The 21,946-nt window shown below is 62.3% G+C and carries 15 protein-coding genes and 2 tRNA genes; 8 read left to right on the top strand and 9 right to left on the bottom strand.

The features are described from left to right. The first annotated feature begins 73 nt into the window (after nucleotides 1–73). Both D4Q52_RS23500 and D4Q52_RS23495 read left to right on the top strand, forming a co-directional pair. Entirely contained in the window at nucleotides 74–658 is a 585-nt protein-coding gene (locus tag D4Q52_RS23500; protein WP_119859007.1) for an O-methyltransferase, read from the top strand. 53 nt (nucleotides 659–711) lie between these two features. Continuing rightward, nucleotides 712–2,790: a glycosyltransferase gene (locus D4Q52_RS23495; protein ID WP_182915421.1), complete on the top strand. Its 2,079-nt coding sequence runs from the start codon at nucleotides 712–714 to the stop codon at nucleotides 2,788–2,790. Nucleotides 2,791–2,953: 163 nt separating this feature from the next. Here the strand turns inward: D4Q52_RS23495 and D4Q52_RS23490 are convergent, their stop codons facing one another. Together D4Q52_RS23490 and D4Q52_RS23485 are read right to left on the bottom strand one after the other, a co-directional pair. Further along, nucleotides 2,954–3,571, bottom strand: coding sequence for a class I SAM-dependent methyltransferase (locus D4Q52_RS23490; RefSeq protein ID WP_119859005.1), 618 nt, complete (start codon nucleotides 3,569–3,571; stop codon nucleotides 2,954–2,956). A 23-nt stretch (nucleotides 3,572–3,594) separates the two neighbouring features. Next, nucleotides 3,595–5,202, bottom strand: a complete 1,608-nt coding sequence (locus D4Q52_RS23485) for a heparinase II/III family protein (protein ID WP_119859004.1) — start codon at nucleotides 5,200–5,202, stop codon at nucleotides 3,595–3,597. A 329-nt stretch (nucleotides 5,203–5,531) separates the two neighbouring features. On the opposite strand from D4Q52_RS23485, the gene D4Q52_RS23480 reads away from it, so the two are divergent. The 3 genes from D4Q52_RS23480 to D4Q52_RS23470 all read left to right on the top strand — a co-directional run bounded on the left by D4Q52_RS23480 (nucleotide 5,532) and on the right by D4Q52_RS23470 (nucleotide 8,857). Next, on the top strand, nucleotides 5,532–6,620 hold the full coding sequence (locus tag D4Q52_RS23480) for a GSCFA domain-containing protein (protein WP_119859003.1): 1,089 nt from the start codon (nucleotides 5,532–5,534) through the stop codon (nucleotides 6,618–6,620). Continuing rightward, on the top strand, nucleotides 6,617–7,474 hold the full coding sequence (locus D4Q52_RS23475; RefSeq protein ID WP_119859002.1) for a hypothetical protein: 858 nt from the start codon (nucleotides 6,617–6,619) through the stop codon (nucleotides 7,472–7,474). The genes D4Q52_RS23480 and D4Q52_RS23475 overlap by 4 nt, the downstream gene beginning before the upstream one ends. A gap of 351 nt (nucleotides 7,475–7,825) precedes the next feature. Beyond that, the gene (locus D4Q52_RS23470) at nucleotides 7,826–8,857 is read left to right on the top strand and encodes an alginate lyase family protein (protein WP_119859001.1); all 1,032 of its coding nucleotides are present in this window, start codon (nucleotides 7,826–7,828) and stop codon (nucleotides 8,855–8,857) included. 164 nt (nucleotides 8,858–9,021) lie between these two features. On the opposite strand, the gene D4Q52_RS23465 is transcribed toward D4Q52_RS23470, so the two are convergent. The 6 genes from D4Q52_RS23465 to D4Q52_RS23440 form a co-directional block, all read right to left on the bottom strand. Continuing rightward, a tRNA-Val gene (locus D4Q52_RS23465) sits at nucleotides 9,022–9,098 on the bottom strand. A gap of 159 nt (nucleotides 9,099–9,257) precedes the next feature. Continuing rightward, complete coding sequence (lon, locus tag D4Q52_RS23460; RefSeq protein WP_119859000.1) at nucleotides 9,258–11,690, bottom strand: endopeptidase La; 2,433 nt, start codon at nucleotides 11,688–11,690, stop codon at nucleotides 9,258–9,260. 327 nt (nucleotides 11,691–12,017) lie between these two features. Continuing rightward, complete coding sequence (gene clpX, locus D4Q52_RS23455; RefSeq protein ID WP_119858999.1) at nucleotides 12,018–13,292, bottom strand: ATP-dependent Clp protease ATP-binding subunit ClpX; 1,275 nt, start codon at nucleotides 13,290–13,292, stop codon at nucleotides 12,018–12,020. A 382-nt stretch (nucleotides 13,293–13,674) separates the two neighbouring features. Then, nucleotides 13,675–14,313 (bottom strand): ATP-dependent Clp protease proteolytic subunit, encoded by a 639-nt coding sequence (locus D4Q52_RS23450; RefSeq protein WP_119858998.1) that lies wholly within the window; start codon nucleotides 14,311–14,313, stop codon nucleotides 13,675–13,677. Between the two features lie 328 nt (nucleotides 14,314–14,641). Further along, nucleotides 14,642–16,000 (bottom strand): trigger factor, encoded by a 1,359-nt coding sequence (gene tig / locus D4Q52_RS23445; RefSeq protein ID WP_119858997.1) that lies wholly within the window; start codon nucleotides 15,998–16,000, stop codon nucleotides 14,642–14,644. 153 nt (nucleotides 16,001–16,153) lie between these two features. Further along, nucleotides 16,154–16,238: transfer RNA gene (locus D4Q52_RS23440), tRNA-Leu, on the bottom strand. A gap of 148 nt (nucleotides 16,239–16,386) precedes the next feature. Between D4Q52_RS23440 and D4Q52_RS23435 the strand changes: the two genes are divergently transcribed. After that, entirely contained in the window at nucleotides 16,387–17,703 is a 1,317-nt protein-coding gene (locus tag D4Q52_RS23435) for a multicopper oxidase family protein (protein ID WP_119858996.1), read from the top strand. A 213-nt stretch (nucleotides 17,704–17,916) separates the two neighbouring features. On the opposite strand, the gene D4Q52_RS23430 is transcribed toward D4Q52_RS23435, so the two are convergent. Continuing rightward, entirely contained in the window at nucleotides 17,917–19,416 is a 1,500-nt protein-coding gene (locus D4Q52_RS23430; protein WP_119858995.1) for an NAD(P)H-hydrate dehydratase, read from the bottom strand. Nucleotides 19,417–19,878: 462 nt separating this feature from the next. Here D4Q52_RS23430 and D4Q52_RS23425 point away from each other — a divergent pair, with 462 nt between their 5' ends. Together D4Q52_RS23425 and glnA are read left to right on the top strand one after the other, a co-directional pair. Next, nucleotides 19,879–20,217 carry a P-II family nitrogen regulator gene (locus tag D4Q52_RS23425; protein WP_022723564.1) on the top strand — a complete coding sequence of 113 codons (339 nt, stop codon included), beginning with the start codon at nucleotides 19,879–19,881 and terminating at the stop codon, nucleotides 20,215–20,217. A 90-nt stretch (nucleotides 20,218–20,307) separates the two neighbouring features. Continuing rightward, a complete protein-coding gene (glnA, locus tag D4Q52_RS23420; protein WP_119858994.1) occupies nucleotides 20,308–21,717 on the top strand; it encodes a type I glutamate--ammonia ligase in 1,410 nt (469 codons plus the stop codon). Nucleotides 21,718–21,946: the final 229 nt, after the last annotated feature.

Here is a 21,946-nt window from a genome sequence, read left to right as displayed (position 1 = left end):
TTTTCGTTGAAAAGAGTCGAGTTCTGAGTCACATATTTGCGACTGATTATCGCTCTCGAAACAAGGCGCACTTATGAAGCTGAAAGAAAAAGATGCCCGCAACCTCGAAGAGTGGTATGCGGGCAAAGAGCTGACCTCAGATTGGTTCACTTCCAAGGTCCCACATTGGACCACGCACCTCAAAGGCTTCACTAAGCGGCCGATCAGGTTTCTAGAACTCGGCAGCTTCGAGGGTCGCTCCGCGATTTTCATCCTCAACCACTTCCCCCAAGCCCACCTGACCTGCATCGATCTGTTCAACGGCGAATTCGAGAACCGCTTCGACAGCAACCTCGCCGAATTCGGCGACCGCGTCACCAAACTCAAGGGCAAGGCGATTTCTCACCTTGACGACTTGATCGCTCAAAAGAAGCGCTACCAGATCATCTATCTCGATGCCGGCAAGATGCGGGATCCCACCTTGGTGATGTCGATCATGGCCTGGGCGATGCTCCGCGAAGGCGGCGTCATGATTTGGGACGATTATCAGTGGAAGCTCGATCGGCCCGCAGATCAGCGGCCGCACGACGCCATCAACGCGTTTCTGGATTACAAGGCCGGCGAATACGACGTCCTCTGGAAGGGCTCGCAGGTGATGATCAGACGCAAGCCGATCTAGATCATCGTCTCCCGATCGACCCTTCAGGCAAGGACCTAAGCGCGGCATTGGTGATGACCTCAAAATCGGACGTTGTGGCGCTGATGCGCATCCTGCTCGGAAGGCTACCCTCCGAGAAAGCAATGATCGAATTGCAGGCTCGCTCGATCACGGAATCTGTCTGCAACATCGTCACCAGCGCCGAATTCCGGTCGAGCGCCATCGAGCCTCTGTTGGAGCGGCGCGAAACTGTTCATGAAGAGCGTCGTCTGCATCTGGACGCAGACGACATCAGATGGGTCAAGGCGCACATCCCGCTCGGTGCAGCCTCGATCAAGAGCCTGTCTACGACGAAGAACTGGTCGGACCTGATGCGGCTCATCGTCACGGATGCCGACCTCTGCCGACAGTTGAAGAAGACGCTGGGCGACAGCGGCCGTGTCGAAGCCTTTATGGACGCGATCGCCAGCGTGTCGACGGCGCCCGCGCCTTCAGAGTCGAACAACGACGCCCCATCAGCCGCCGCTGCCGCTCCGGCCTCTTCCGCCACGCCTGTTACGCCCGCGGCACCCGCCGTCGAGCTCGGTACGTCGCGATCCCTTTCCGAAGGGGCGACCGATGCCGCCGTCAAGGTGTTCGAGAAAATTCTCACGGGCCAGGACAAGAGCGCGCGCGGACAGATCCTCGATCTTCATAAAAAGGATCCGGGCCCTGGAGTAATCTGGCTCTATCACCAGTGTCAGAAGAACCCGAGCATCAAGAAGCCGGTCAGAGACTACGTGACGTTCACTGCCGCGCGTGTGTTTCTCAAATTCTTCATGAGCGAGACCGCTTTCCAGCTGGCCGACAATCTGCACTCCAGAGCCAGCGAGTTGGTGTTGTTCTCGGAATCCGAGATCAACCGGTTGTACAAGCTGCGAGCGCTGGCTGCGGTCCGATCGGGCCGCGCCGACGTCGGAATCAGGCAATACGAGGAGCTCATCGCCACCTACCCGCTCGACTGGGAAGCCTACTTCCTGCTCGGCGATTTCATCATGCAGACGGCTCCGGACAAGGCCGAGCAACTTCTCCGCACCTCGATGGAATGCGGAAAGGAGCTCAATCCCAACCAGATCGTGTCGATCGCGGATTTTCTGCATCGGCGCGGCGATCAGGCCACGGCGGTACGGCTGCTGAGAGGCCTGAAGGAGCGCGAGCGGCCCCACCCCGACGTCCATACGAGCTTCGCGAACTTTGCACTCCGGCACGGATCGAAATCGGCCTGGCGCCAGCACATGTGCAATCATTTCGAGTCTCAGGGACTCACGGGCAAAGACCTTCTCATCGACGACTCCAACTCACTGTTCGGGTTCGGCGAACGGCTCAGCCACAAGAAGCTCGATCATCCACTGATCACGATCGTCATGACGTCGTTCAATTCGGCGGCCACCATCGAGCATGCGGTCAAGAGCATCGTCAACCAGACCTATGGCAATTTCGAACTGATCATCGTCGACGATTGCAGCACCGACAATTCCCGCGCGATCATCAAGAACCTGGCTCTGCGATACCCGCGCGTGAAGTACATCTTCAACGACTACAATATGGGGACCTATTGTTCGAAGAACCAGGCCGTCGTCGAAGCCAAGGGCGAATACATCACGTTCCACGATTCCGATGACTGGATGCATCCGCAACGACTGGAGACGCACCTGAAGCGGATGACCGAGCGTGATCTGATCACGACCGTGTCGAGCTGGATCAGGATGACGTCGGAAGGCGAGTCGATCCTCCGCAAGGGGGGCGGTTTCGTTCACCGAAATCCGGCGTCGACCTTCATCAGGCGCGCGGTGTTCGACAAGATCGGCGTGTTCGATTCCGTCCGCACCGGCGCCGACACCGAGATGCTCTGGCGGATCAAAAGCTCTTTCGGCGCTGCCAATGTCGAGGAGATGGATGACGTCCTGGCGCTCGGCCTGCACCATGAGAATTCACTGACCACCGCCGGCGTCACCGCCTTCGACGAGTTCAGGTATTCGCCGGTGCGTCTGAAATACTGGGAGAACTGGGTCGGCTGGCATTTCGACAACATCCTGGCCGGCAAATCGATGATCATCCCGATCGGCCATAACCCCAGGCAGTTCGTTGCGCCCGACGAGATCGCGGTGACCTGACGAGACGCGGCGTCCGACCTCGGGTCTCAGTTCAGCGCTGCCCTCGACCATCGACGACGGACACCAGCGCCATCGCAACCAATGACGCACGTCCGGCCATCGTCCCAACGATGATAAAGTCGGCGTGACTTATACAAGGCCAGCCACGCCGACAACCCGGCTCTCACGCGCTCGCTACGGCCGACGGACCAGCCTCACCTCCGGCCGTCTTCATCTGTTTGAGAAGCGCGTTCCTTTGATTGGTGAACTTCCAGGCCAGATCGTTTCTTTCATAGACGTGAATGAGCCGGTCGGCGTCTATGTTGACCTCCCGGCACAGGTACGAAAAATTGGGCTTTCGACCGAACCAGTCCAGCATTTTTTGTTCGTCGACCGGATCGTGCACATGAGTACTGACCGTGCCGACAGGCCATTTGTATGGAACGCTCACGACGACCGTCTTCGCCACGTCGAGAAGCTTCTTCGCCGCTAGATCGGCGCGTGGAATATGCTCGAGGACTTGCAGACACAACGCCAGGTCGTAAGTCCGGCCTGCGTCCCAGGCGAGAAAGTCCGCTTTGATCGATTTGATCCCCGGTCCGACGAAGGGCTTTCGCAGATCGAGTGAGGTTCGATGCGGCACATCCGGAAACCACTCGAGGTAGGGACACTGGTTCGATCCCACGTCCACGACCGACTTCGCCCGCACCGCCAGCTTTTGCGAAAGAACTTGCACCACCTGATAGTAGAGCTGTGTCTTCCTCTTATTCCAGTATTCGTTCGCTGATATGCCGTCCGACATTCGCTCGTTCCTTCCTTCGAACGCTAAATGAGAGTTAACGTCCATTCGGAAATCATTTCCAGTTGTTCTGGCAGATAGGCTTCGATCACACTGACGGGCTTTATCACCCGATAATCCGGCGATTCCCAGCCGAGCAAATCCCCTTCCCTGGCTCGGACAATTTGAACGGATGCTTCCGATGGAGGGACGATTTTTGCGATCGCCCTGCCCCGGAATGCGGCGACGATGTCCGCACCCAGATTGTGCAGCGTCAGATTCGTATCGAAATGCAGCCGGCTGACAAATTTGTAGGTCTTCTCGGCCACCAGATGGTCGCTGATAGCCAAAGACCGGCCTGGCTTCCAAATCAATCTGCGGGAGTGGTCGAATTTCTTGGCTCGTTTGCACACTTTGCCCGACAGCACGAAACCATCCTCGGCAAACTGCGGAGCGGCCAGACCCGATCCGTACGGGGCGGTGTCCGAACGCCCTATGCTGCGATCGGCGAAATCGACCGTATTATGCGCGGCCGAGGTTTCCACATAGTGCCTCATTTCGTCCCGATGAAACGAATACAGGCCGCTGTCGATCAGGATCCTGCGCCCACGGTCGAACCATTCGAAACTGAGGTCGTCCGCATGCTTGTGCGTATAGCTGTGTGCCATGGCCGTAAAGAACAGCATGGATTGCTGTTCGATCGGCACCTGAGGTCGGGACCGAATGATGATCCAACCAGATTTTGAGAAATCCCCGACCGCGTATTCGTTCGTTTCCCAGCCCGGCGACGGAGACAGCGATTTCGGCGGCTCCCTTCTGGCGCGCGTATCACCAATCCGGGCCACCACGCCATCGGACTGGATGAACCAGCCCTGATTCTCGATCGCCGCCTGGACACGCTGCGTGATGAGAGGAACCTCCGCGAACCACTCGGCAACGCGGAGGTCACGGAGCAATCCCGAAACCCAGATGTGATACCCCGGCGAGTGCTCTTTTTGAATGCCCTCCGGGGTGTATTGCGCGTCCAAGATCTCCTGCATGTACGCGGCCGATCCGACCTCGCTATCGGCAAGCAACTCACAGGCCGGCGCTTGGCGACCGAGCAACCTGTAACCGACTGCCTGAAATATCCCGTGGTTTGATCTGGCAAGCTTGGCCGGGTCGCGAAGATCGGCAGCATGTGCGTTCACGAGTTCAGCAAGAGTGGTCTGGTCCGCCGCGGAAAGCGTGAGCTGGCCATCACGGTGCAGTTGCAGGAAGAAAGCCAGCCGGATTGCACGAACGCCGACAGCCATGTCGTACCAGCTCATTGCACATCGGCCACCGTTCTTGTGATATCGCCACCAGTCGGCGGCGTAGGACCACATTTCCTCGACCAGCGCTGAGTTCGGCCGCGCGAACCATTCCTTCATGATCGGGTCGATCATGCGCCAGCTGTGCAAATGGAACAGCCAGTTCGAGTCTTCAAATGGGCTCAGCGCCCAGTCGATGGGCACAACCAGCCGGACCGCAGGCCGATCCTTTCGCGGCCGAAAGCCTTCGTTGGTTTGCTTCTCGTAGTCGTTGAATGTGCTCCAGATATAGAGATCTTCCGCCTGCAATTGCGTCGCTTCGCCGCCGGATCCCGGGACTTTCTGCTTGAGAGTTTCCTGCATCGTTCTGTTCTTGAAACTTTCGGTGAGCACAATTTAACCTAAAACATGCGCGGCGCTAGAAGGCGCGCTGTCTCCAAGATAGTTGCTGTCGTAACACCAAGCGTGTCGCGCCGTCAGGAACCATCAACCGCTTCGCGAGATTTCCGAGTTTGGCGTCTTCAGGCTTCGGCGACAATTCTATCTGTCTCCTGCGACACCATGGCTCTCTTGCTGCAGACGCTTCGGCTGCTTGGCTTGCCGCCGATGGTCGGGTAGTATCGAACATCGGATCTCGGCAACCTCGTCTGATCTCGCAACTTAACGGGACGCCCGTCAGGAGCGCTTCACAGATGGCAAGAAATCCCTACCATAACCTGGGTCGAAAGGCTTATTGGAAAAGCGCTCTCAGTCAGGACGGGCTGCCGATAAACATCTATCGCCCGAAATGGCCTATCCTGCCGAGCGACAAAATCATGACCGCCGGCAGCTGCTTTGCACAGCACATCGGACATCAATTGCGGAGACGAGGCTTCCAGGTTCTGGACGCGGAGCCTGCTCCTGAAAATCTGCCGAAACAGCAATACGGGCAGTTCGGCTTCGGCATGTTTTCCGCGCGCTATGGAAACGTCTACACGACCAGACAGCTGCTGCAATTGCTGAGAGAGTCGCTCGGGCTCTTCAGTCCGACCGATGCCGTCTGGCAGGCGAAGGACGGTGGGTTCTGCGACGCGTTGCGCCCTTCGATCGAGCCGAGCGGCTTCGACAGCGAAGACGAGGTCCGGCGTCACAGGGAGTACCACCTGCGGCAAGTACGAGATCTGATGCGCCAGCTGGACGTGTTCATCTTCACATTCGGATTGACTGAGGTCTGGGAGCACCATCCCTCGGGGACGGTTTATCCCTCGGCGCCGGGCACCATCGCGGGCTCGTTCGACCCGTCGCGCCACCGCTTCAGGAATCTGAGTTTCAGCGAAGTCCTGGACGATTTCGAAGAATGTCGCAAACTCATCAGGGCTCAGCAACCCAATGCGCGCTTTCTGGTCACGGTCTCGCCCGTCCCACTCGCGGCGACCGCAACCAGCAACCACGTGATGGTTGCGACGAGCTATTCGAAATCCACGCTGCGCTCCGTCGCCGGCTTGCTCGCCGACCGCTACGATGACGTGGACTATTTCCCATCCTACGAGATCATCACCAATTCCTGGAGCAGCACCGTCCACTACACTCAGAATCTCCGGGACGTTCGCCCGGAGAGCGTCGAGCACGTGATGGCAACCTTCTTCGCGGCTCACGCCCACGAACCGATAGCTCCGCTCGCTCCTTCTGTTCGCTCGGATTCGGTTCTGGACAATCTGGAGAAAGCCGAAGACGAGATCGTTTGCGACGAAGCGATCCTCGCCGCATTTGCTCCGCCCGCGGGCGCGGAAGCGACTCCATGAAGCTTCTGGTACTTGGAAATTCCCACGCTGCCACCCTTCGCGCAGCGGTCGATAAGTCGGATTTCGAAGTCAGTTTTGCTGCCGGCTCGAGTCAGATCTTGAATGACCTGGAGTTCGAGGACGATCGCGTCAGCTTGGGCGGTCCGAGCGCAGAGAATCCTGCACAAAGACACCTCTGGGCGCTCACGACAGGATCGGACGGGCCCTTCGATATGTCGCCATTCGACGTTGTTCTGGTTGCCTGCGTGGTTCCGCCCGTCAACCCTTGGCAGATGAACAACATCAACGCGGCGGGATACTCCGTCGAGAGGTTCATCGACTCGCCGCCGATGTCCTACGCGCTGTTCAAGGCTTCCTGCGACTACAAGCGCACCATTGCGAGCACGATCAAGCTGGCCGAAGGGATTCAGTCGGGAAATCCGGAGCGCCCCGTTTTCTTCCTGCCGCGTCCGATGGTTCGGGAAGATGCAGCCGAAATCGTCCCCGAGCTTCGCACACCCGACGCCTGGTCAAGACTGGCGCCCGCCGCCAAGCGGGAGATCTGCGAGAATGAAGCGGAGCTGTACCGGCGCTATCATCGCGAAAATGGAATAAGCGTGCTAAATGTGCCGGCCGAGGTAGTCGTCGACGGATATCGATGTCCGTCCAAGTACTCCGAGGGAGCTCTCGGCTCGAGGAACTTCGAGTCCGGCCATGCCCCCCAATGGGACCAAGTACCAAGGCACAATCTCCGTCACAAAAATCAGGAATATGGTGAGGTCCTGTGGAGATATCTGAACAGGGCGATCACGGAGAGAGTTGCAGCACTGCGGGCGAACGTCATCGAGACCCGAACGCCAGAGAATGTCGGGTGAGTCCGTCGGCTCGTTGATGTGCGTCAGGGGTGCATGGAATGCTCTTCAGCAAACACGGGATGAGCCAGGGCGCCATTGCAGCGATGCCGCTCCCCGCGAGCCGGCGTTCGCCTTCGCTCCCGATATGATGCTTTCGCCTGAGACCCAAGCGCACGGCCCGTTTGCAGATAGTGTTTGCTTCGGCTGTACTGCACCGACCGCGCGACCGATGATCGACATCGAGGGGATGCTCGCAGGACGTAAGCGGTCGGCAACGGCACTCCGCGGCGCGGCTTCGGAGCCGAGGCGTCGACGCACCGCCGATGCCCATTGCGCTTTCCTTGGCCCCGCCATTTAGTCAGGCCCTCGCCCATGCAACTTCACGGGATCCGCGCGCGTCTGGCAGCCGTTTTCTGGCGAGTTGCCTTACGGCCGCTGGTGTTGGTTGCACCGTCGGTCGGCTCGGCGTTCGGCCAAAGATCAGCCTGCGCCCTGCTGTGTCCGACCGTCGGCCCCGTCATACGGCAGATCGAAGCGACCAGCGTTTATCGCAAGGGCGATCAAACACGGTCGGAGATGGACTTCAGGCTGTGGGCCACGAACACCTATTTGGTTGCACCGACCCGCCATTTCCAATCGGTCGTGTCGATTTTGGCGGACGCAAGCTTGCGAGATCGTTCGGGCGTCGTGCGATCTTGCCTGCTTCAAATTCTTCGAAGCTGGGCTCAGAACAGCGCGTTTCTCGACAAGCCGGACACGCCCAACGGCAGGTTTGTCCAGGGTTGGGTGCTCGGCACGTTGGCCCTCGTCATTCTGAAGAGCGATTTGCGGAACGCCGCGGAGGCCGATCCCCACATTCGCCCGTGGTTGGAAAAACTAACCAAGGACGTGATCGCCTTCTATCAGAAGCGCAAGACGAAGAACAATCTGACCTCGTGGGCGGCGATGAGTGTCCTTGCCGCATCGACGATCACCAAGGACAGCGCGGCACGGACGATCGCCACGAGTTGGTACCAGCACGCGATCGACGATATCTCGGATGAAGGCCTACCGAGTCACGAGCTTGGTCGCGGTCAGCGCGCCGTTCACTATTTCTACTTCGGCGCGCAGCCGCTCTACATCTTTTATCGCCTTCAGCATCTGGGTTCGGAGTTGCCTCCGCCTCCCGGAAAGCTCAAGCACTATCTCGATAATCTGGTGGACAATCTGTCGGCTCGCACGCTGGACAAGAGATTTGGAGAGCAGGTGAAACCGAAGGAGATCGGCTGGCTCAGCCTCTACTTCGCTCAGCTGAATTCCGAGAGTCGGGGGCTCGATCAACGAGAATTCATTCCGCGACTTGGCGGCCGCGTCGATCTGCTCGGGCAGACGCTCAAAGCCGCCGAAGGAAGCCGCAGCGTCTAGCCAAACCGCCATTGGTGGCAACTCACGACCTCAATCCGAATGTTCGGCCGCGCGGCGATGTCATGCGGCGCGCCCGCGGCCAGCCGGCCGATATCGAGCGCCGCGGCTCCGGGGCCCGGCGGTGCCGACCATGGCGGATCGTCGATCGCATATGCAGGGAGACCTGGTGGGCGGCGAGAGATTCGAACTCCCGACCCTCTCGGTGTAAACGAGATGCTCTAACCAGCTGAGCTAGCCGCCCGTCCCGCCTGTTTACCCTCTGGGCGGGAAGCGGCGCAAGTCCGCGCGATCGCTCGGCTGCGATCCCTCCCACAGCTTCGCATGTGGGCGTTGTCGCCCGCCAAACGCAAAACGGCGCCCTTTCGGGCGCCGCTGATTGCATCGTGAGGCCGAAGGCCGCTCAGTGGGCGGTGAGACCGCCCGCCGCCTCGTCGCCGTCCTGGCTCTCCTTGCCGGACAGCTTGGCGGGCTCCTCTTCCCAGACGATCGGCACCGGCGCACGCACCAGCGCGTTGGCGATCACCTCGTCCATCCGGGCGACCGGGATGATGTTCAGACCACCCTTGATCGCGTCCGAGATCTCGGTGAGGTCCTTGGCGTTGTCCTCGGGGATCAGCACCGTCTTGATGCCGCCTCGGGCCGCCGCCAACAACTTCTCCTTCAGACCACCGATCGGCAGCACCCTGCCGCGCAGCGTGATCTCGCCGGTCATGGCGATGTCGCGCCGGATCGGAATGCCGGTCAGCACCGACACGATGGTGGTGGCCATCGCGACGCCGGCCGACGGACCATCCTTCGGGGTCGCCCCCTCCGGCACGTGGACGTGGATGTCGCGCCGCTCGAAGAACGGCGGCTCGATCCCGAAGGTGATCGCGCGCGAGCGGACGTAGGACGCCGCCGCCTGGATCGATTCCTTCATGACGTCGCGCAAGTTTCCGGTCACCGTCATGCGACCCTTGCCCGGCATCATCACGCTTTCGATCGTCAGCAGCTCGCCGCCGACGTCGGTCCACGCCAGACCGGTGACGACACCGACCTGATCGTCCTTCTCGATCTCGCCGAAGCGGAACTTCGGCACGCCGAGATATTCCTCGATCGCCTTCTCGTTGACCTTCACCGTCTTCTTCTTCGACAGCATCAGGTCCTTGACGGCCTTGCGGGCGAGCGTCGAAATCTCACGTTCGAGATTACGCACGCCGGCTTCGCGGGTGTAGCGGCGGATCATCAGCAGCAACGCTGCGTCGTCGATCGACCACTCCTTCGAATCCAGCCCGTACTTGGTCAGCGCCAGCGGGATCAGATGCTTGCGGGCAATCTCGACCTTCTCGTTCTCGGTGTAGCCGGCGATCCGGATGATCTCCATGCGGTCCATCAGCGGCCCCGGGATATTCAGGGTATTCGCCGTGGTGATGAACATCACGTTGGACAGATCGTAGTCCACCTCGAGATAGTGGTCGTTGAAGGTCTGGTTCTGTTCGGGGTCGAGCACCTCGAGCAGAGCGGATGACGGATCGCCGCGAAAATCGGCGCCCATCTTGTCGATCTCGTCCAGCAGGAACAGCGGATTCGAGGTCTTGGCCTTTCTCATCGACTGGATGATCTTGCCGGGCATCGAACCGATGTAGGTCCTCCGGTGACCGCGGATCTCGGCCTCGTCACGGACGCCGCCGAGCGACACGCGCACGAACTCACGTCCGGTCGCCTTGGCGATCGACTTGCCGAACGAGGTCTTGCCGACGCCGGGCGGGCCGACGAGGCACAGGATCGGGCCTGCCAGCTTGTTGGCGCGCGACTGCACGGCGAGATACTCGACGATCCGCTCCTTGACCTTCTCCAGCCCGTAGTGATCGCTGTCCAGCACGGCCTGCGCCGACGCCAGATCCTTCTTCACCTTGGACTTCTTGTTCCACGGGATCGACAGCAGCCAGTCGAGATAGTTGCGCACGACGGTCGCTTCCGCGGACATCGGCGACATCTGGCGCAGCTTCTTCAGCTCGTGCTGCGCCTTCTCGCGGGCTTCCTTGCTCAGCTTGGTCTTGGCGATCTTCTCTTCGAGTTCGGCGAGTTCGTCCCGGCCCTCGTCGTCGCCGAGCTCCTTCTGGATCGCCTTCATCTGCTCGTTGAGATAGTACTCGCGCTGGGTCTTCTCCATCTGGCGCTTGACGCGCGAGCGGATGCGCTTCTCGACCTGCAGCACCGAGATCTCGCTCTCCATCAGGCCGAGCACCTTCTCCAGGCGCGCGGTGACCGACAGCGTCTCCAGGATGCCCTGTCGATCCGCGATCTTGACGGCGAGATGCGACGCGACGGTGTCGCCCAGCTTGGCGAAGTCGGTGATCGACTGAACGACGCCAACCACTTCGGCCGAGATCTTCTTGTTGAGCTTCACGTAGCTCTCGAAGTCGGACACGACCGAGCGCGACAGCGCCTCGGCCTCGACGCTGGTCGCGTCGGTGTCGGCGAGCGACGTCGCGGTGGCTTCGTAGTACTCGGTGCGATCGGTGTAGGCGTCGACCTTGGCGCGTGCGAGGCCTTCGACCAGCACCTTCACGGTGCCGTCGGGCAGCTTCAGCAGTTGCAGCACGCTCGCCAGCGTGCCGATCTCATAGATCGAGCCCGGCGCCGGATCATCGTCGGACGCATTCTTCTGCGTCGCCAGCATGATCAGCGCGTCGTTCTTCATCACCTCTTCGAGCGCGCGGATCGACTTCTCGCGGCCGACGAACAGCGGCACGATCATATGCGGGAAGACGACGATGTCGCGCAGCGGAAGAACTGGATAGGCGTGGCTTTCGCCGTAAACGATGGTTGGCCTGGGTTTCGTGGCGGTCATGGCCCGTTCCTTTTCATTGTGCCCCCTTGCCCGTGACCCGCCACCGGCGCAGCCACCACAAGGTGCCGAGTGTACCGGCGCGTTTCGGCCGGCTTAGGCCCCACTCGTCCGGGTTGATGGCGAATCCTGATAACGCTTGTCATCGCCGTGAACATTAGGTGGCTATCCCCCCGGGGGGTGTCAAGTCGTGGAGAAAGCACCGGTTTGTCAGGTATCCGCGCGCAGCGCGCGCAGTCACAAGCGAGACGAAAACGGGCTGCCGAGAGAACCCGGCAGCCCGAACGTCGTGGCCCTTTCGCGCGGAGAAGTCCGTGCGATGGCTGATCATTATGCGCTGGCGCTGCTCTCGGCCGCCCGATCCGAGCGGTCGGCGTAGATGTAGAGCGGTCGCGCAGTACCGTCGACAACCTCGCGGGAGATCACCACCTCCTCGACGCCCTCGAGACCCGGCAGATCGAACATCGTCTCGAGCAGGATGCTCTCGAGGATCGACCGCAGGCCGCGCGCGCCGGTCTTGCGCTCGATCGCCTTGCGGGCCACCGCGCCCAGCGCCTCGTCGGCGAAGGTGAGCTCGATGTTCTCCATCTCGAACAGCCGCTGATACTGCTTCACCAGCGCGTTCTTCGGGTCGGTCAGGATCTTCTTCAGCGAGGCCTCGTCGAGATCCTCGAGCGTCGCCACCACGGGCAGACGGCCGACGAATTCCGGGATGAGGCCGTACTTCAGCAGATCCTCGGGCTCGACGTGGCGGAAGATCTCACCGGTGCGGCGATCTTCCGGCGCCAGCACCTGCGCGGCGAAGCCGATCGAGGTGGTCCGTCCGCGCGACGAGATGATCTTCTCGAGGCCCGCGAAGGCGCCACCGCAGATGAACAGAATGTTCGTGGTGTCGACCTGCAGGAATTCCTGCTGCGGATGCTTGCGGCCGCCCTGCGGCGGCACCGACGCGACGGTGCCTTCCATGATCTTCAGCAGCGCCTGCTGGACGCCCTCGCCCGACACGTCGCGGGTGATCGAGGGATTGTCCGACTTGCGCGAGATCTTGTCGATTTCGTCGATGTACACGATGCCGCGCTGCGCCCGCTCGACATTGTAGTCGGCAGCCTGCAGCAGCTTCAAGATGATGTTCTCGACGTCCTCACCGACATAGCCGGCTTCGGTCAGCGTCGTCGCATCCGCCATGGTGAACGGCACGTCGAGGATACGAGCAAGAGTTTGCGCCAAAAGCGTCTTGCCCGAGCCGGTCGGACCGATCAGCAGGATGTTCGACTTCGCCAGTTCGACGTCGTTGTGCTTGGTCTGATGGTTCAGCCGCTTGTAGTGATTGTGGACTGCGACCGAGAGCACCTTCTTCGCATGGTTCTGGCCGATGACGTAGTCATCGAGGACCTTGCAGATTTCCTTCGGGGTCGGAATGCCGTCGCGCGACTTCACCAGCGAGGATTTGTTCTCTTCGCGAATGATGTCCATGCACAGTTCCACGCACTCATCACAGATGAATACCGTGGGGCCGGCGATCAGCTTGCGGACCTCGTGCTGGCTCTTTCCGCAGAACGAGCAGTACAGGGTGTTCTTGGAGTCGCTCGTACCGACCTTACTCATTTCGTTCTCCGTCCGCGGTTCGGTCTTCTCTGGCAGCTGCGCCTCCCGGTTGGACCCGACAGACCCAGTATAAATGGAGCAAATTCCGTACCAGAAAAGCCCCCCGCACTTCTGTGGCCGCACCAATCGCGGCCGCTTCGAATCCCCCAAACACTTTCGTCGATCAGGTTCAGCCAATCATGCTGTCACCCGTCTATCAAGATTTCACTAACCGCGCCCCAAGCCGGGACGCGTGACAATAGCGTGATTTGCTGCAGTTGGGCGACTCTTGATCGGCGAAAACAAGGCAGCGTTGCGGGATTGGCACGAGCACAGGCACGAAAGCGGAACATTCCATCCCCGCCCCGCGATTTTCACCAAGCTCAATCCCGCCGGGCCCTGCTCAGGTCGCTTTCGCGACAGCGGCCGCTTCCTCGGCCCGCTTGTCGATCACCTTGTCGACAATGCCGAAGTCGCGCGCCATCTCGGCCGTGAGGAACTTGTCGCGCTCCAGCGCATCCTCGATCGCCTTGTAGGTCTGGCCGGTATGGTGAACGTAGATCTCATTAAGCCGCTTCTTCAGGTTCAGGATCTCCTGGGCGTGCAGCATGATGTCGGTGGCCTGGCCCTGGAAGCCGCCGGAGGGCTGGTGAACCATGATCCGGGCGTTCGGCAGCGAGAACCGCATGTCCTTGTAGCCGGCGGCGAGCAGCAGCGAGCCCATCGAGGCGGCCTGGCCGGTGCACAGCGTCGACACCGGCGGGCGGATGAACTGCATGGTGTCGTAGATCGCCAGGCCCGACGTCACCACCCCGCCCGGCGAGTTGATGTACATCGAGATTTCCTTCTTCGGATTCTCGGCTTCGAGGAACAGCAGCTGCGCCACGATCAGCGTCGACATGCCGTCTTCGACCGGGCCGGTCACGAAGATGATCCGCTCTTTCAGGAGGCGCGAGAAGATGTCGTAGGCTCGTTCGCCGCGGTTGGTCTGCTCGACCACCATCGGCACGAGGTTCATGTAGGTCTCCAACGGATCGCGCATAGTTCACCTGAGGGTTGTCGAAAACGATCGTGCGGGGTGCAATTCCGGTCTGGCGACCGGCTCCGCCGCGGCGATCGTCCCGTGATGCAGGACGTGAAAGCGAGTGCTCAGATATGGCCCGATTGCCCGGCCACAAGGGTGAGCCCCGTTTCTGAGCGGAGTTGATACCGATTCGGCGGTCTACCGCAAAACCGCCAGCCGGCTTTCCGATCGATTCGGCGCGCTTTCCGCCGGCATCGTTAACGGGCAGCGGACGCAAAACGGCCGCCGCGACGAGCGTCGCGACGGCCGCTGGAATAGGTCGAACCTTACGATCAGGGCCTTGCGATCAGGCCGCGGTCTTGTCGTCGTCGTCCTTGTAGAGCTCCTCGCGGCTGACCGGCTTGTCGGTCACGTTGGCGAGCTCGAGGATGTAATCGACCACCTTGTCTTCGTAGATCGGGGCGCGGAGCTGGGCCAGCGCCTCGGGATTGCTGCGGTAGAAGTCCCAGACTTCCTTCTCGCGGCCGGGCATCTGCCGGGCGCGCTCGATCACCGCGCGGCTGACTTCGTCGTCGGTAACCTGAATTTTGTTCTTCTCGCCGATCTCCGACAGCACCAGGCCGAGCCGGACGCGGCGGTCGGCGATCTTGCGATATTCCTCGCGCGCCGCTTCCTCGGTGGTGTTCTCGTCGGCGAACGACTTGCCGTTCTGCTGCATCTCGGCGTTGATCGACTGCCACATCACGCCGAATTCCTGCTCCACCAGCGACGGCGGGGCTTCGAACTTGTGGGTCTCGTCGAGCCGGTCGAGCAGCTGGCGCTTGACCCGCAGCCGCGAGGCGCCGGCGTATTCGGCGGCGAGCCGCGCCTTGGCGGCTTCCTTCAGCTTGTCGAGCGATTCCATGCCGAGCGTCTTGGCGAACTCGTCGTCGATCGTGGTGTCCTGCGGCGTCTCGACCTTGGTCGCCGTGGTTTCGAACTCGGCCGGCTTGCCGGCCAGCGTGTCGCTGGCATAGTTCTCCGGGAACGACACCTTGATGGTTCGGGTCTCGCCCTGGGCGATGCCGACCAGCTGGTCCTCGAAGCCCGGAATGAAGCTGGCCGAGCCGATCACCACCGGAATGTCCGAGCCGGTGCCGCCGTCGAATGCCACGCCGTCGATCTTGCCCACGAACGACACGGTGACGCGGTCGCCGTTCTCGGCCTTGGCGCCCTCGCCCTTGTCGGCATAAGCGCGATTGGCGTCGGCGATGCGCTTGATCGCTTCATCGACGTCGGATTCACCGACCTCGACCACCGGCTTCTCGACCGAGAAGCTCTTGAAGTCGGCCAGTTCGATCGACGGCACGACCTCGATGGCGACCGTGTAGGTCAGGTCCGACTTGCCTTCGAGGATCTGCTCGATCTCTTTCTGGTCCTGCGGCATCGTGATCTTCGGCTCGGTGGCGAGGCGGAAGCCGCGCTCGGCGAAGATCCCGTCATTGGTTTCGCGGACCAGCTTGTCGATGGTCTCCGCGGCGACCGAACGGCCATAGACGCGCTTCAGATGCGCAACCGGCACCTTGCCGGGGCGGAAGCCGTTGAGCTTCACCTTGTCCTTGAGGTCGACCAGCCGCGCATCGATCTGGGCGTCGATATCCGCTGCCGGGACATTGACCTGGAATTCGCGCTTCAACCCGTCGGCGACGGTTTCCTTGACCTGCATGGCGTCGATCTTCTTCTTCCGTGTGATCCAGCCGCGCGGCTGGAGGTGTCGAGGTTGGCGATGCGCAGCGAAAAGCCTGCACCTGTGGTTTGGCGAACGCGTGTCCTGAAGGACCCGGCCCGCCGGAAATTCGTCATGAGCAGAGCACTTGCGTGGTGCGGGCGGAGGGACTCGAACCCCCACAACTTTCGTCACTGGAACCTAAATCCAGCGCGTCTACCAGTTCCGCCACGCCCGCTAGAGCATCATGTCCGACCGCGATGCCGCGGGCGGCGGGCTTATAACATGACATATAGGTCGCGCATCAAGAAAAACCCGCACTTGCATCACGCCGCGTCGGGCTGCCGCAGTGGACAGCGCGGCACGAACATGGTCCGCATCGCACGATGACGCACACACCCGCACCGCTCTCGCGCCGCACCCTGCTCGCCGGCCTTGGCGGCCTCACCCTCGCTGGCGCGCTGCCGCTGCCATCGGCGGCGGCGGGAAAGACGCTGACACTGCGCGCCGCGGCTGAGCCGGCGGTGCTCAAGCCGGGCGGCGATCCAGTATCACGCCCGGCCCTGCTGTGGACCGACCAGGCGCCGCTGCAGCGCGGCGACGAGCTCACGATCCGCTTCGAGAATGCTCTGCAACAGCCTGCCCTGATGACGATTCGTGGCCTCGACGGCGCGGCGTCGGCTGAGCCGCTGGTGGCGCGCCGACCGGTGCCGCCCGGCGGCAGGGACGAGTTCAAACTGTCGCTGCGCTCCGCCGGCACGCTGCTGGCCGACCTGCGACTCGGCGCCGACGGCAGCGTGCCGATGCCGGTGCTGCCGCTGGTGGTTCACGACGACAAGCCGCTGCAGGTCGACGGCGACGAGGTGGTGCTGGTCGAGGACGCCCGGCTCGGCCCGAACGGCCAACCGCTTGCGGCGGGCGTCGACGCCGGTGACGCGGCCTGGCTTTACACGATCAATGGCAAGCCGAGTGCCGATATCGCGCTGCGCTCCAATGGCCGGTTCAGGCTGCGCTTCATCAATGGCTGCCAGCGCAATGTGATCGCTGTGCGAATCGATGATTTCGACGTCCGGGTAATCGGCCTCGACGGTCAGCCGGCTGAGCCGTTTCTGGCACGAGGCGGTACACTGGTGTTGACACCCGGCGGACGGGTCGACGCGCTGATCGACGCCACGCGGCCGCCCGGCTCGTCCTCCGCCATCACCTTGCTCGACGGCGGCAAGCCGGTGCCGCTCGGCCGGCTGGTCACCTCGTCCGAGCCGCCGCTGCGCGCCGCGCCGCTGCCAGCGCCCTCCGCTCTGCCCAGCTACGGATTGCCGGCGCAGCTGCCGCTCGGCTCGGCGCTACGGGTCGAACTGCCGCTCGGCGCCCTCGCCCCGGCCCAGCTCGACTGGTTCGCACCCGACAAATTCGTGCCGGCATCCGGCCCGGCGTTCCACGCCAAACGCGGCCGCACCGTCGTGCTGGCGCTGACCAATCGCGCCACCCAGCCGATGGTATTCCATCTGCACGGCCACCACTTCCGCCTGCTCGACCGGCTGGACGATGGCTGGAAGCCGTTCTGGCTCGACACGCTGGCGATCGACGCCGGCCAAACCCAGCGCATCGCTTTCGCAGCCGAGCACCCCGGCCTCTGGCTGATGCAAGCCTTCGCCGCCAAATGGTCGGCGCCGCGGCTGGTGCGGAGCTATCTGGTCAGTTGAAGGCCGGGTTCCAAGACCTCGACGCAGCAGGGATTTCGGTCGAACACCGGTCTCTCGGCCGTCATGGCCGGGCTCGTCCCGGCCATCCACGCCTTCTCTGCATCTCCGGCAGCAAGGCGTGGATGCCCGGCACAAGGCCGGGCATGACGGGTGGAGAGCTAAGCGCCTGAACTTTTTGGTCGACCCGTGGCCAATCTGCGGACGCGGACCCGTTCAATACGCCACGCCAAGCTCGTCATAGACCCGCCGCGTCACCGCCGGCAGCGTCTCGGTCAGATCCTCGGCGATCAGCCCCGGGCCGGCTTCGCAGGCCGCTTCGCCGTGCATCCAGACGCCGATGCAGGCGGCTTCGAAGGCTGGGACGCGCTGCGCCAGCAGGCCGGTGATGATGCCGGTCAGCACGTCGCCGGCGCCAGCCGTCGCCAGCCAGGGCGGCGCGTTGAAAGCGATCGCGGCGCGGCCGTCGGGCGACGCCACCACGGTGTCCGGCCCCTTGAGCAGCACCACGGCCCCCGACCGCTGCGCCGCTACGCGGACCCTTTCGAGTTTCGACCGAAGTGGATTTTTGTTGCTCATGTCGCTGAACAGCCGCGGGAATTCGCCCTCGTGCGGGGTCAGGACAACCTGTGGATTGGTGCCGGATTTGATCGCCTCGAACAGCGTCTCGGGGCTGCCGGCGAATACCGTCAGCGCGTCGGCGTCGAGCACGCAGCCGGCGCCGGCGGCCAGCGCCGCCAGCACATTGCCCCGGGTGCGATCGTCGATCCCCGCCCCCGGCCCGATCCCGACCGCGTTGAAGCGGCGATCGCTCAGCATCCCGGCCAACTCCTCGGGCGTGTCGATCGCCCGCACCATGACGGCCGTCAGCGCCGCGGCATTCACGGCCAGCGCATCGCGCGGCGACGCCAGCGTCACCAGCCCGGCCCCGGCGCGCAGCGCGCCGCGGGCGGCGAGCCGCGCCGCGCCGGTCTGCGACAGCTCACCGGAAATCACCACGGCATGGCCGCGGCCGTATTTGTGGCCGTCGGCGCGCGGCACCGGAAAGTGCCCGAGCCAAAGATCCGGATCGTTCTCGAACGCCTGCGGCCGGATCTCGTCCAGCACCGCCGGATCGATGCCGATATTGACGACGCGCAGCTTGCCGCAATACAGCCGGCCCGGCACCAGCAGGTGCCCCGGCTTGCGACGGAAGAAGGTGACGGTCTCGCGCGCCTTGATGGCGGCGCCGAGCACCGCGCCGGTCGCGCCGTTGATGCCGCTCGGCAGATCGACCGCCAGCACCGGTACGCCGCTGGCGTTCACCGCCTCGATCATCTCCAGCGCCTGGTCCTTGACCGGCCGGTTGAGGCCGGCGCCGAAAAGCGCATCGATGATCAGCGCCGGGGCGCCGATCGACTGCGGCAGAAACGGCAGCAGCGGCCCCTTCCACTCCCGCGCCGCCAGCGCGGCGTCGCCCTTCAGCGCCTCACGATCGCCGAGCAGCATGACGTGCACGGTGCGGCCGAGTGCCACAAGCTCGGTCGCCGCGATCAACCCGTCGCCGCCATTGTTGCCCGGCCCGGCGATCACCAGAATGGGGCCGCTCTCGACCATTTCGATCGCCGCCTGGGCGACGTGCCGGCCGGCGTGCAGCATCAGCGCGAACCCCGACGACCCGCCCGAGATTGTCAGCAGGTCCGCGCGGTTCATTTCTACCGGAGTGAGTAACTCCATGCTCAATTCCCGTTACTCTCGCCTTACACGAAGGCAGTCGAAGCTGATCTGGCGGCAATAACGACGTCTTGAATGATCAAAATTTAGGCTTACAGCCCAATAATTAATCAGACCTCGTTGCAGCGAGCCTCGAAAGTCTACGCGGACGCGGCCTTAATAATCTGATAATGCTCCATAATCAGCCATCCCGGCAACTTGGCATGGACCCTGCTTTTACGGAAGCCATGTTTCGATCCCTCGCGCTCGCCGATCCTGGCGGGGTCAGCGCGCGACCGTCTCCGGCTTCGGGCCCAGCCCCAACCGCGAACGGAGCTGCTTGCCCGATCGGCCCGCGGTGTTATCGATCCACTGCGCAGCGCCGCGCAATCTGGCATACAGTTGCCGTCTCACGACGAGCCGTCTCGAGACGTCTAGTCTTACGACGGTTCGTCTCAAGGCTTGGGAAGTCCGGGGAGAGTCTAAGTGAAGAAGATCGAAGCCATCATCAAGCCGTTCAAGCTCGACGAGGTCAAGGAAGCGCTTCAGGAAGTCGGTTTGCAGGGTATCACCGTCACCGAGGCCAAGGGCTTCGGCCGGCAGAAGGGTCATGCGGAACTGTATCGCGGCGCCGAATACATCGTGGACTTTCTGCCCAAGGTGAAAATCGAGATCGTGATCGCCGATGATCTGGTGGAGAAAGCCATCGACGCGATCCGGCGCGCCGCCCAGACCGGCCGCATCGGCGACGGCAAGATTTTCGTGTCGAACATCGAAGAAGCCGTGCGCATCCGAACGGGCGAATCCGGACTGGACGCCATCTAAGCACCCGGCCTATCACCTGCATCGACCGCATCACCTGGCGGCCCCGTTCGGGCCGCCGTTTCACGACGACCCGCACAACAAGGGGTACTCATGACGACCGCCAAAGAAGTCCTGAAATCCATCAAGGACAACGACGTCAAATACGTCGACCTGCGTTTCACCGATCCGCGCGGCAAGTGGCAGCACGTCACTTTCGACGTCTCGATGATCGACGAAGAGATCTTCGCTGAGGGCACGATGTTCGACGGCTCCTCGATCGCCGGCTGGAAGGCGATCAACGAGTCCGACATGATGCTGATGCTCGATCCGTCGACCGCGGTGATCGACCCGTTCTTCGCCGAAACCACCATGGTCATCACCTGCGACATCCTCGAGCCGTCGACCGGCGAGCCCTACAACCGCGATCCGCGCGGCATCGCCAAGAAGGCCGAGGCCCAGGTCAAGGCGATGGGCGTCGGCGACACCGTGTTCGTCGGCCCCGAAGCCGAGTTCTTCGTGTTCGACGACGTGCGCTATTCGGCGAACCCGTACAACACCGGCTTCCGCCTCGACTCCTCGGAGCTGCCGACCAATTCGGACACCGAGTATGAGGGCGGCAACCTCGGCCACCGCATCCGCACCAAAGCCGGCTACTTCCCGGTTCCGCCGCAGGACTCGGTTCAGGACATGCGCTCGGAGATGCTCGGCGCGATGGCCCGGATGGGCGTCAAGGTCGAGAAGCATCACCACGAAGTCGCTTCGGCCCAGCACGAGCTCGGCATGAAGTTCGACACCCTGACCCACATGGCCGACCAGATGCAGATCTACAAATACTGCATCCATCAGGTCGCCCACATCTACGGCAAGACCGCGACCTTCATGCCGAAGCCGGTGTTCGGCGACAACGGCTCGGGCATGCACGTGCACCAGTCGATCTGGAAGGACGGCAAGCCGACCTTCGCCGGCAACAAGTACGCCGACCTGTCGGAAACCTGCCTGCACTACATCGGCGGCATCATCACCCACGCCAAGGCGATCAACGCCTTCACCAACCCATCGACCAACTCCTACAAGCGTCTGGTCCCGGGCTATGAGGCGCCGGTGCTGCTGGCCTATTCGGCCCGCAACCGTTCGGCCTCCTGCCGCATCCCCTACACCACCTCGCCGAAGGCCAAGCGCGTCGAAGTCCGCTTCCCGGACCCGATGGCCAACCCCTACCTCGCCTTCGCGGCGATGCTGATGGCCGGCCTCGACGGCATCAAGAACAAGATCGATCCGGGTCCGGCGATGGACAAGGACCTGTACGATCTGCCGAAGGAAGAACTGAAGCAGATCCCGACCGTCTGCGGCAGCCTGCGCGAGGCGCTCGAGAGCCTCGACAAGGACCGCGCCTTCCTCAAGGCCGGCGGCGTGTTCGACGACGACTTCATCGACGCCTACATCGAACTGAAGATGACCGAGGTCGCGCGCTTCGAAATGACGCCGCACCCGGTCGAGTTCGAGATGTACTACTCCTACTGAGCGCCGCGCCGGCAAACGCCGGCCCGCCGAGACGACCAGGGCGCCCCTCGCGGGGCGCCTTTTTCGTTGCATTGCGGGGGTAAGGCCATCATCGCTCGCTTAGTTTGCTCACAAACTTCGTCATGGCCGGGCTTGTCCCACGGCTGTCCGGTTTAAATTTGATCAATACTGAGGCTCAACTGTCGCTGATCTTTGATGGTCGGCGGCGGTTTGAGCAGGGCGTCGATCG

This window comes from Rhodopseudomonas palustris (assembly GCF_003591005.1).
In the GTDB taxonomy this organism is placed as follows: Bacteria; Pseudomonadota; Alphaproteobacteria; order Rhizobiales; family Xanthobacteraceae; genus Rhodopseudomonas; species Rhodopseudomonas palustris_K.
Note: the sequence above shows the minus strand (reverse complement) of the source record. Positions and strands in the feature narration are given on the sequence as shown.

Coding starts and splice junctions, on each gene's coding strand:
- D4Q52_RS23500 (WP_119859007.1), top strand. CDS start 74: ATGAAGCTGAAAGAAAAAGATGCCCGCAACCTCGAAGAGTGGTATGCG.
- D4Q52_RS23495 (WP_182915421.1), top strand. CDS start 712: ATGACCTCAAAATCGGACGTTGTGGCGCTGATGCGCATCCTGCTCGGA.
- D4Q52_RS23490 (WP_119859005.1), bottom strand. CDS start 3,571: ATGTCGGACGGCATATCAGCGAACGAATACTGGAATAAGAGGAAGACA.
- D4Q52_RS23485 (WP_119859004.1), bottom strand. CDS start 5,202: ATGCAGGAAACTCTCAAGCAGAAAGTCCCGGGATCCGGCGGCGAAGCG.
- D4Q52_RS23480 (WP_119859003.1), top strand. CDS start 5,532: ATGGCAAGAAATCCCTACCATAACCTGGGTCGAAAGGCTTATTGGAAA.
- D4Q52_RS23475 (WP_119859002.1), top strand. CDS start 6,617: ATGAAGCTTCTGGTACTTGGAAATTCCCACGCTGCCACCCTTCGCGCA.
- D4Q52_RS23470 (WP_119859001.1), top strand. CDS start 7,826: ATGCAACTTCACGGGATCCGCGCGCGTCTGGCAGCCGTTTTCTGGCGA.
- lon (WP_119859000.1), bottom strand. CDS start 11,690: ATGACCGCCACGAAACCCAGGCCAACCATCGTTTACGGCGAAAGCCAC.
- clpX (WP_119858999.1), bottom strand. CDS start 13,292: ATGAGTAAGGTCGGTACGAGCGACTCCAAGAACACCCTGTACTGCTCG.
- D4Q52_RS23450 (WP_119858998.1), bottom strand. CDS start 14,313: ATGCGCGATCCGTTGGAGACCTACATGAACCTCGTGCCGATGGTGGTC.
- tig (WP_119858997.1), bottom strand. CDS start 16,000: ATGCAGGTCAAGGAAACCGTCGCCGACGGGTTGAAGCGCGAATTCCAG.
- D4Q52_RS23435 (WP_119858996.1), top strand. CDS start 16,387: ATGACGCACACACCCGCACCGCTCTCGCGCCGCACCCTGCTCGCCGGC.
- D4Q52_RS23430 (WP_119858995.1), bottom strand. CDS start 19,416: ATGGAGTTACTCACTCCGGTAGAAATGAACCGCGCGGACCTGCTGACA.
- glnA (WP_119858994.1), top strand. CDS start 20,308: ATGACGACCGCCAAAGAAGTCCTGAAATCCATCAAGGACAACGACGTC.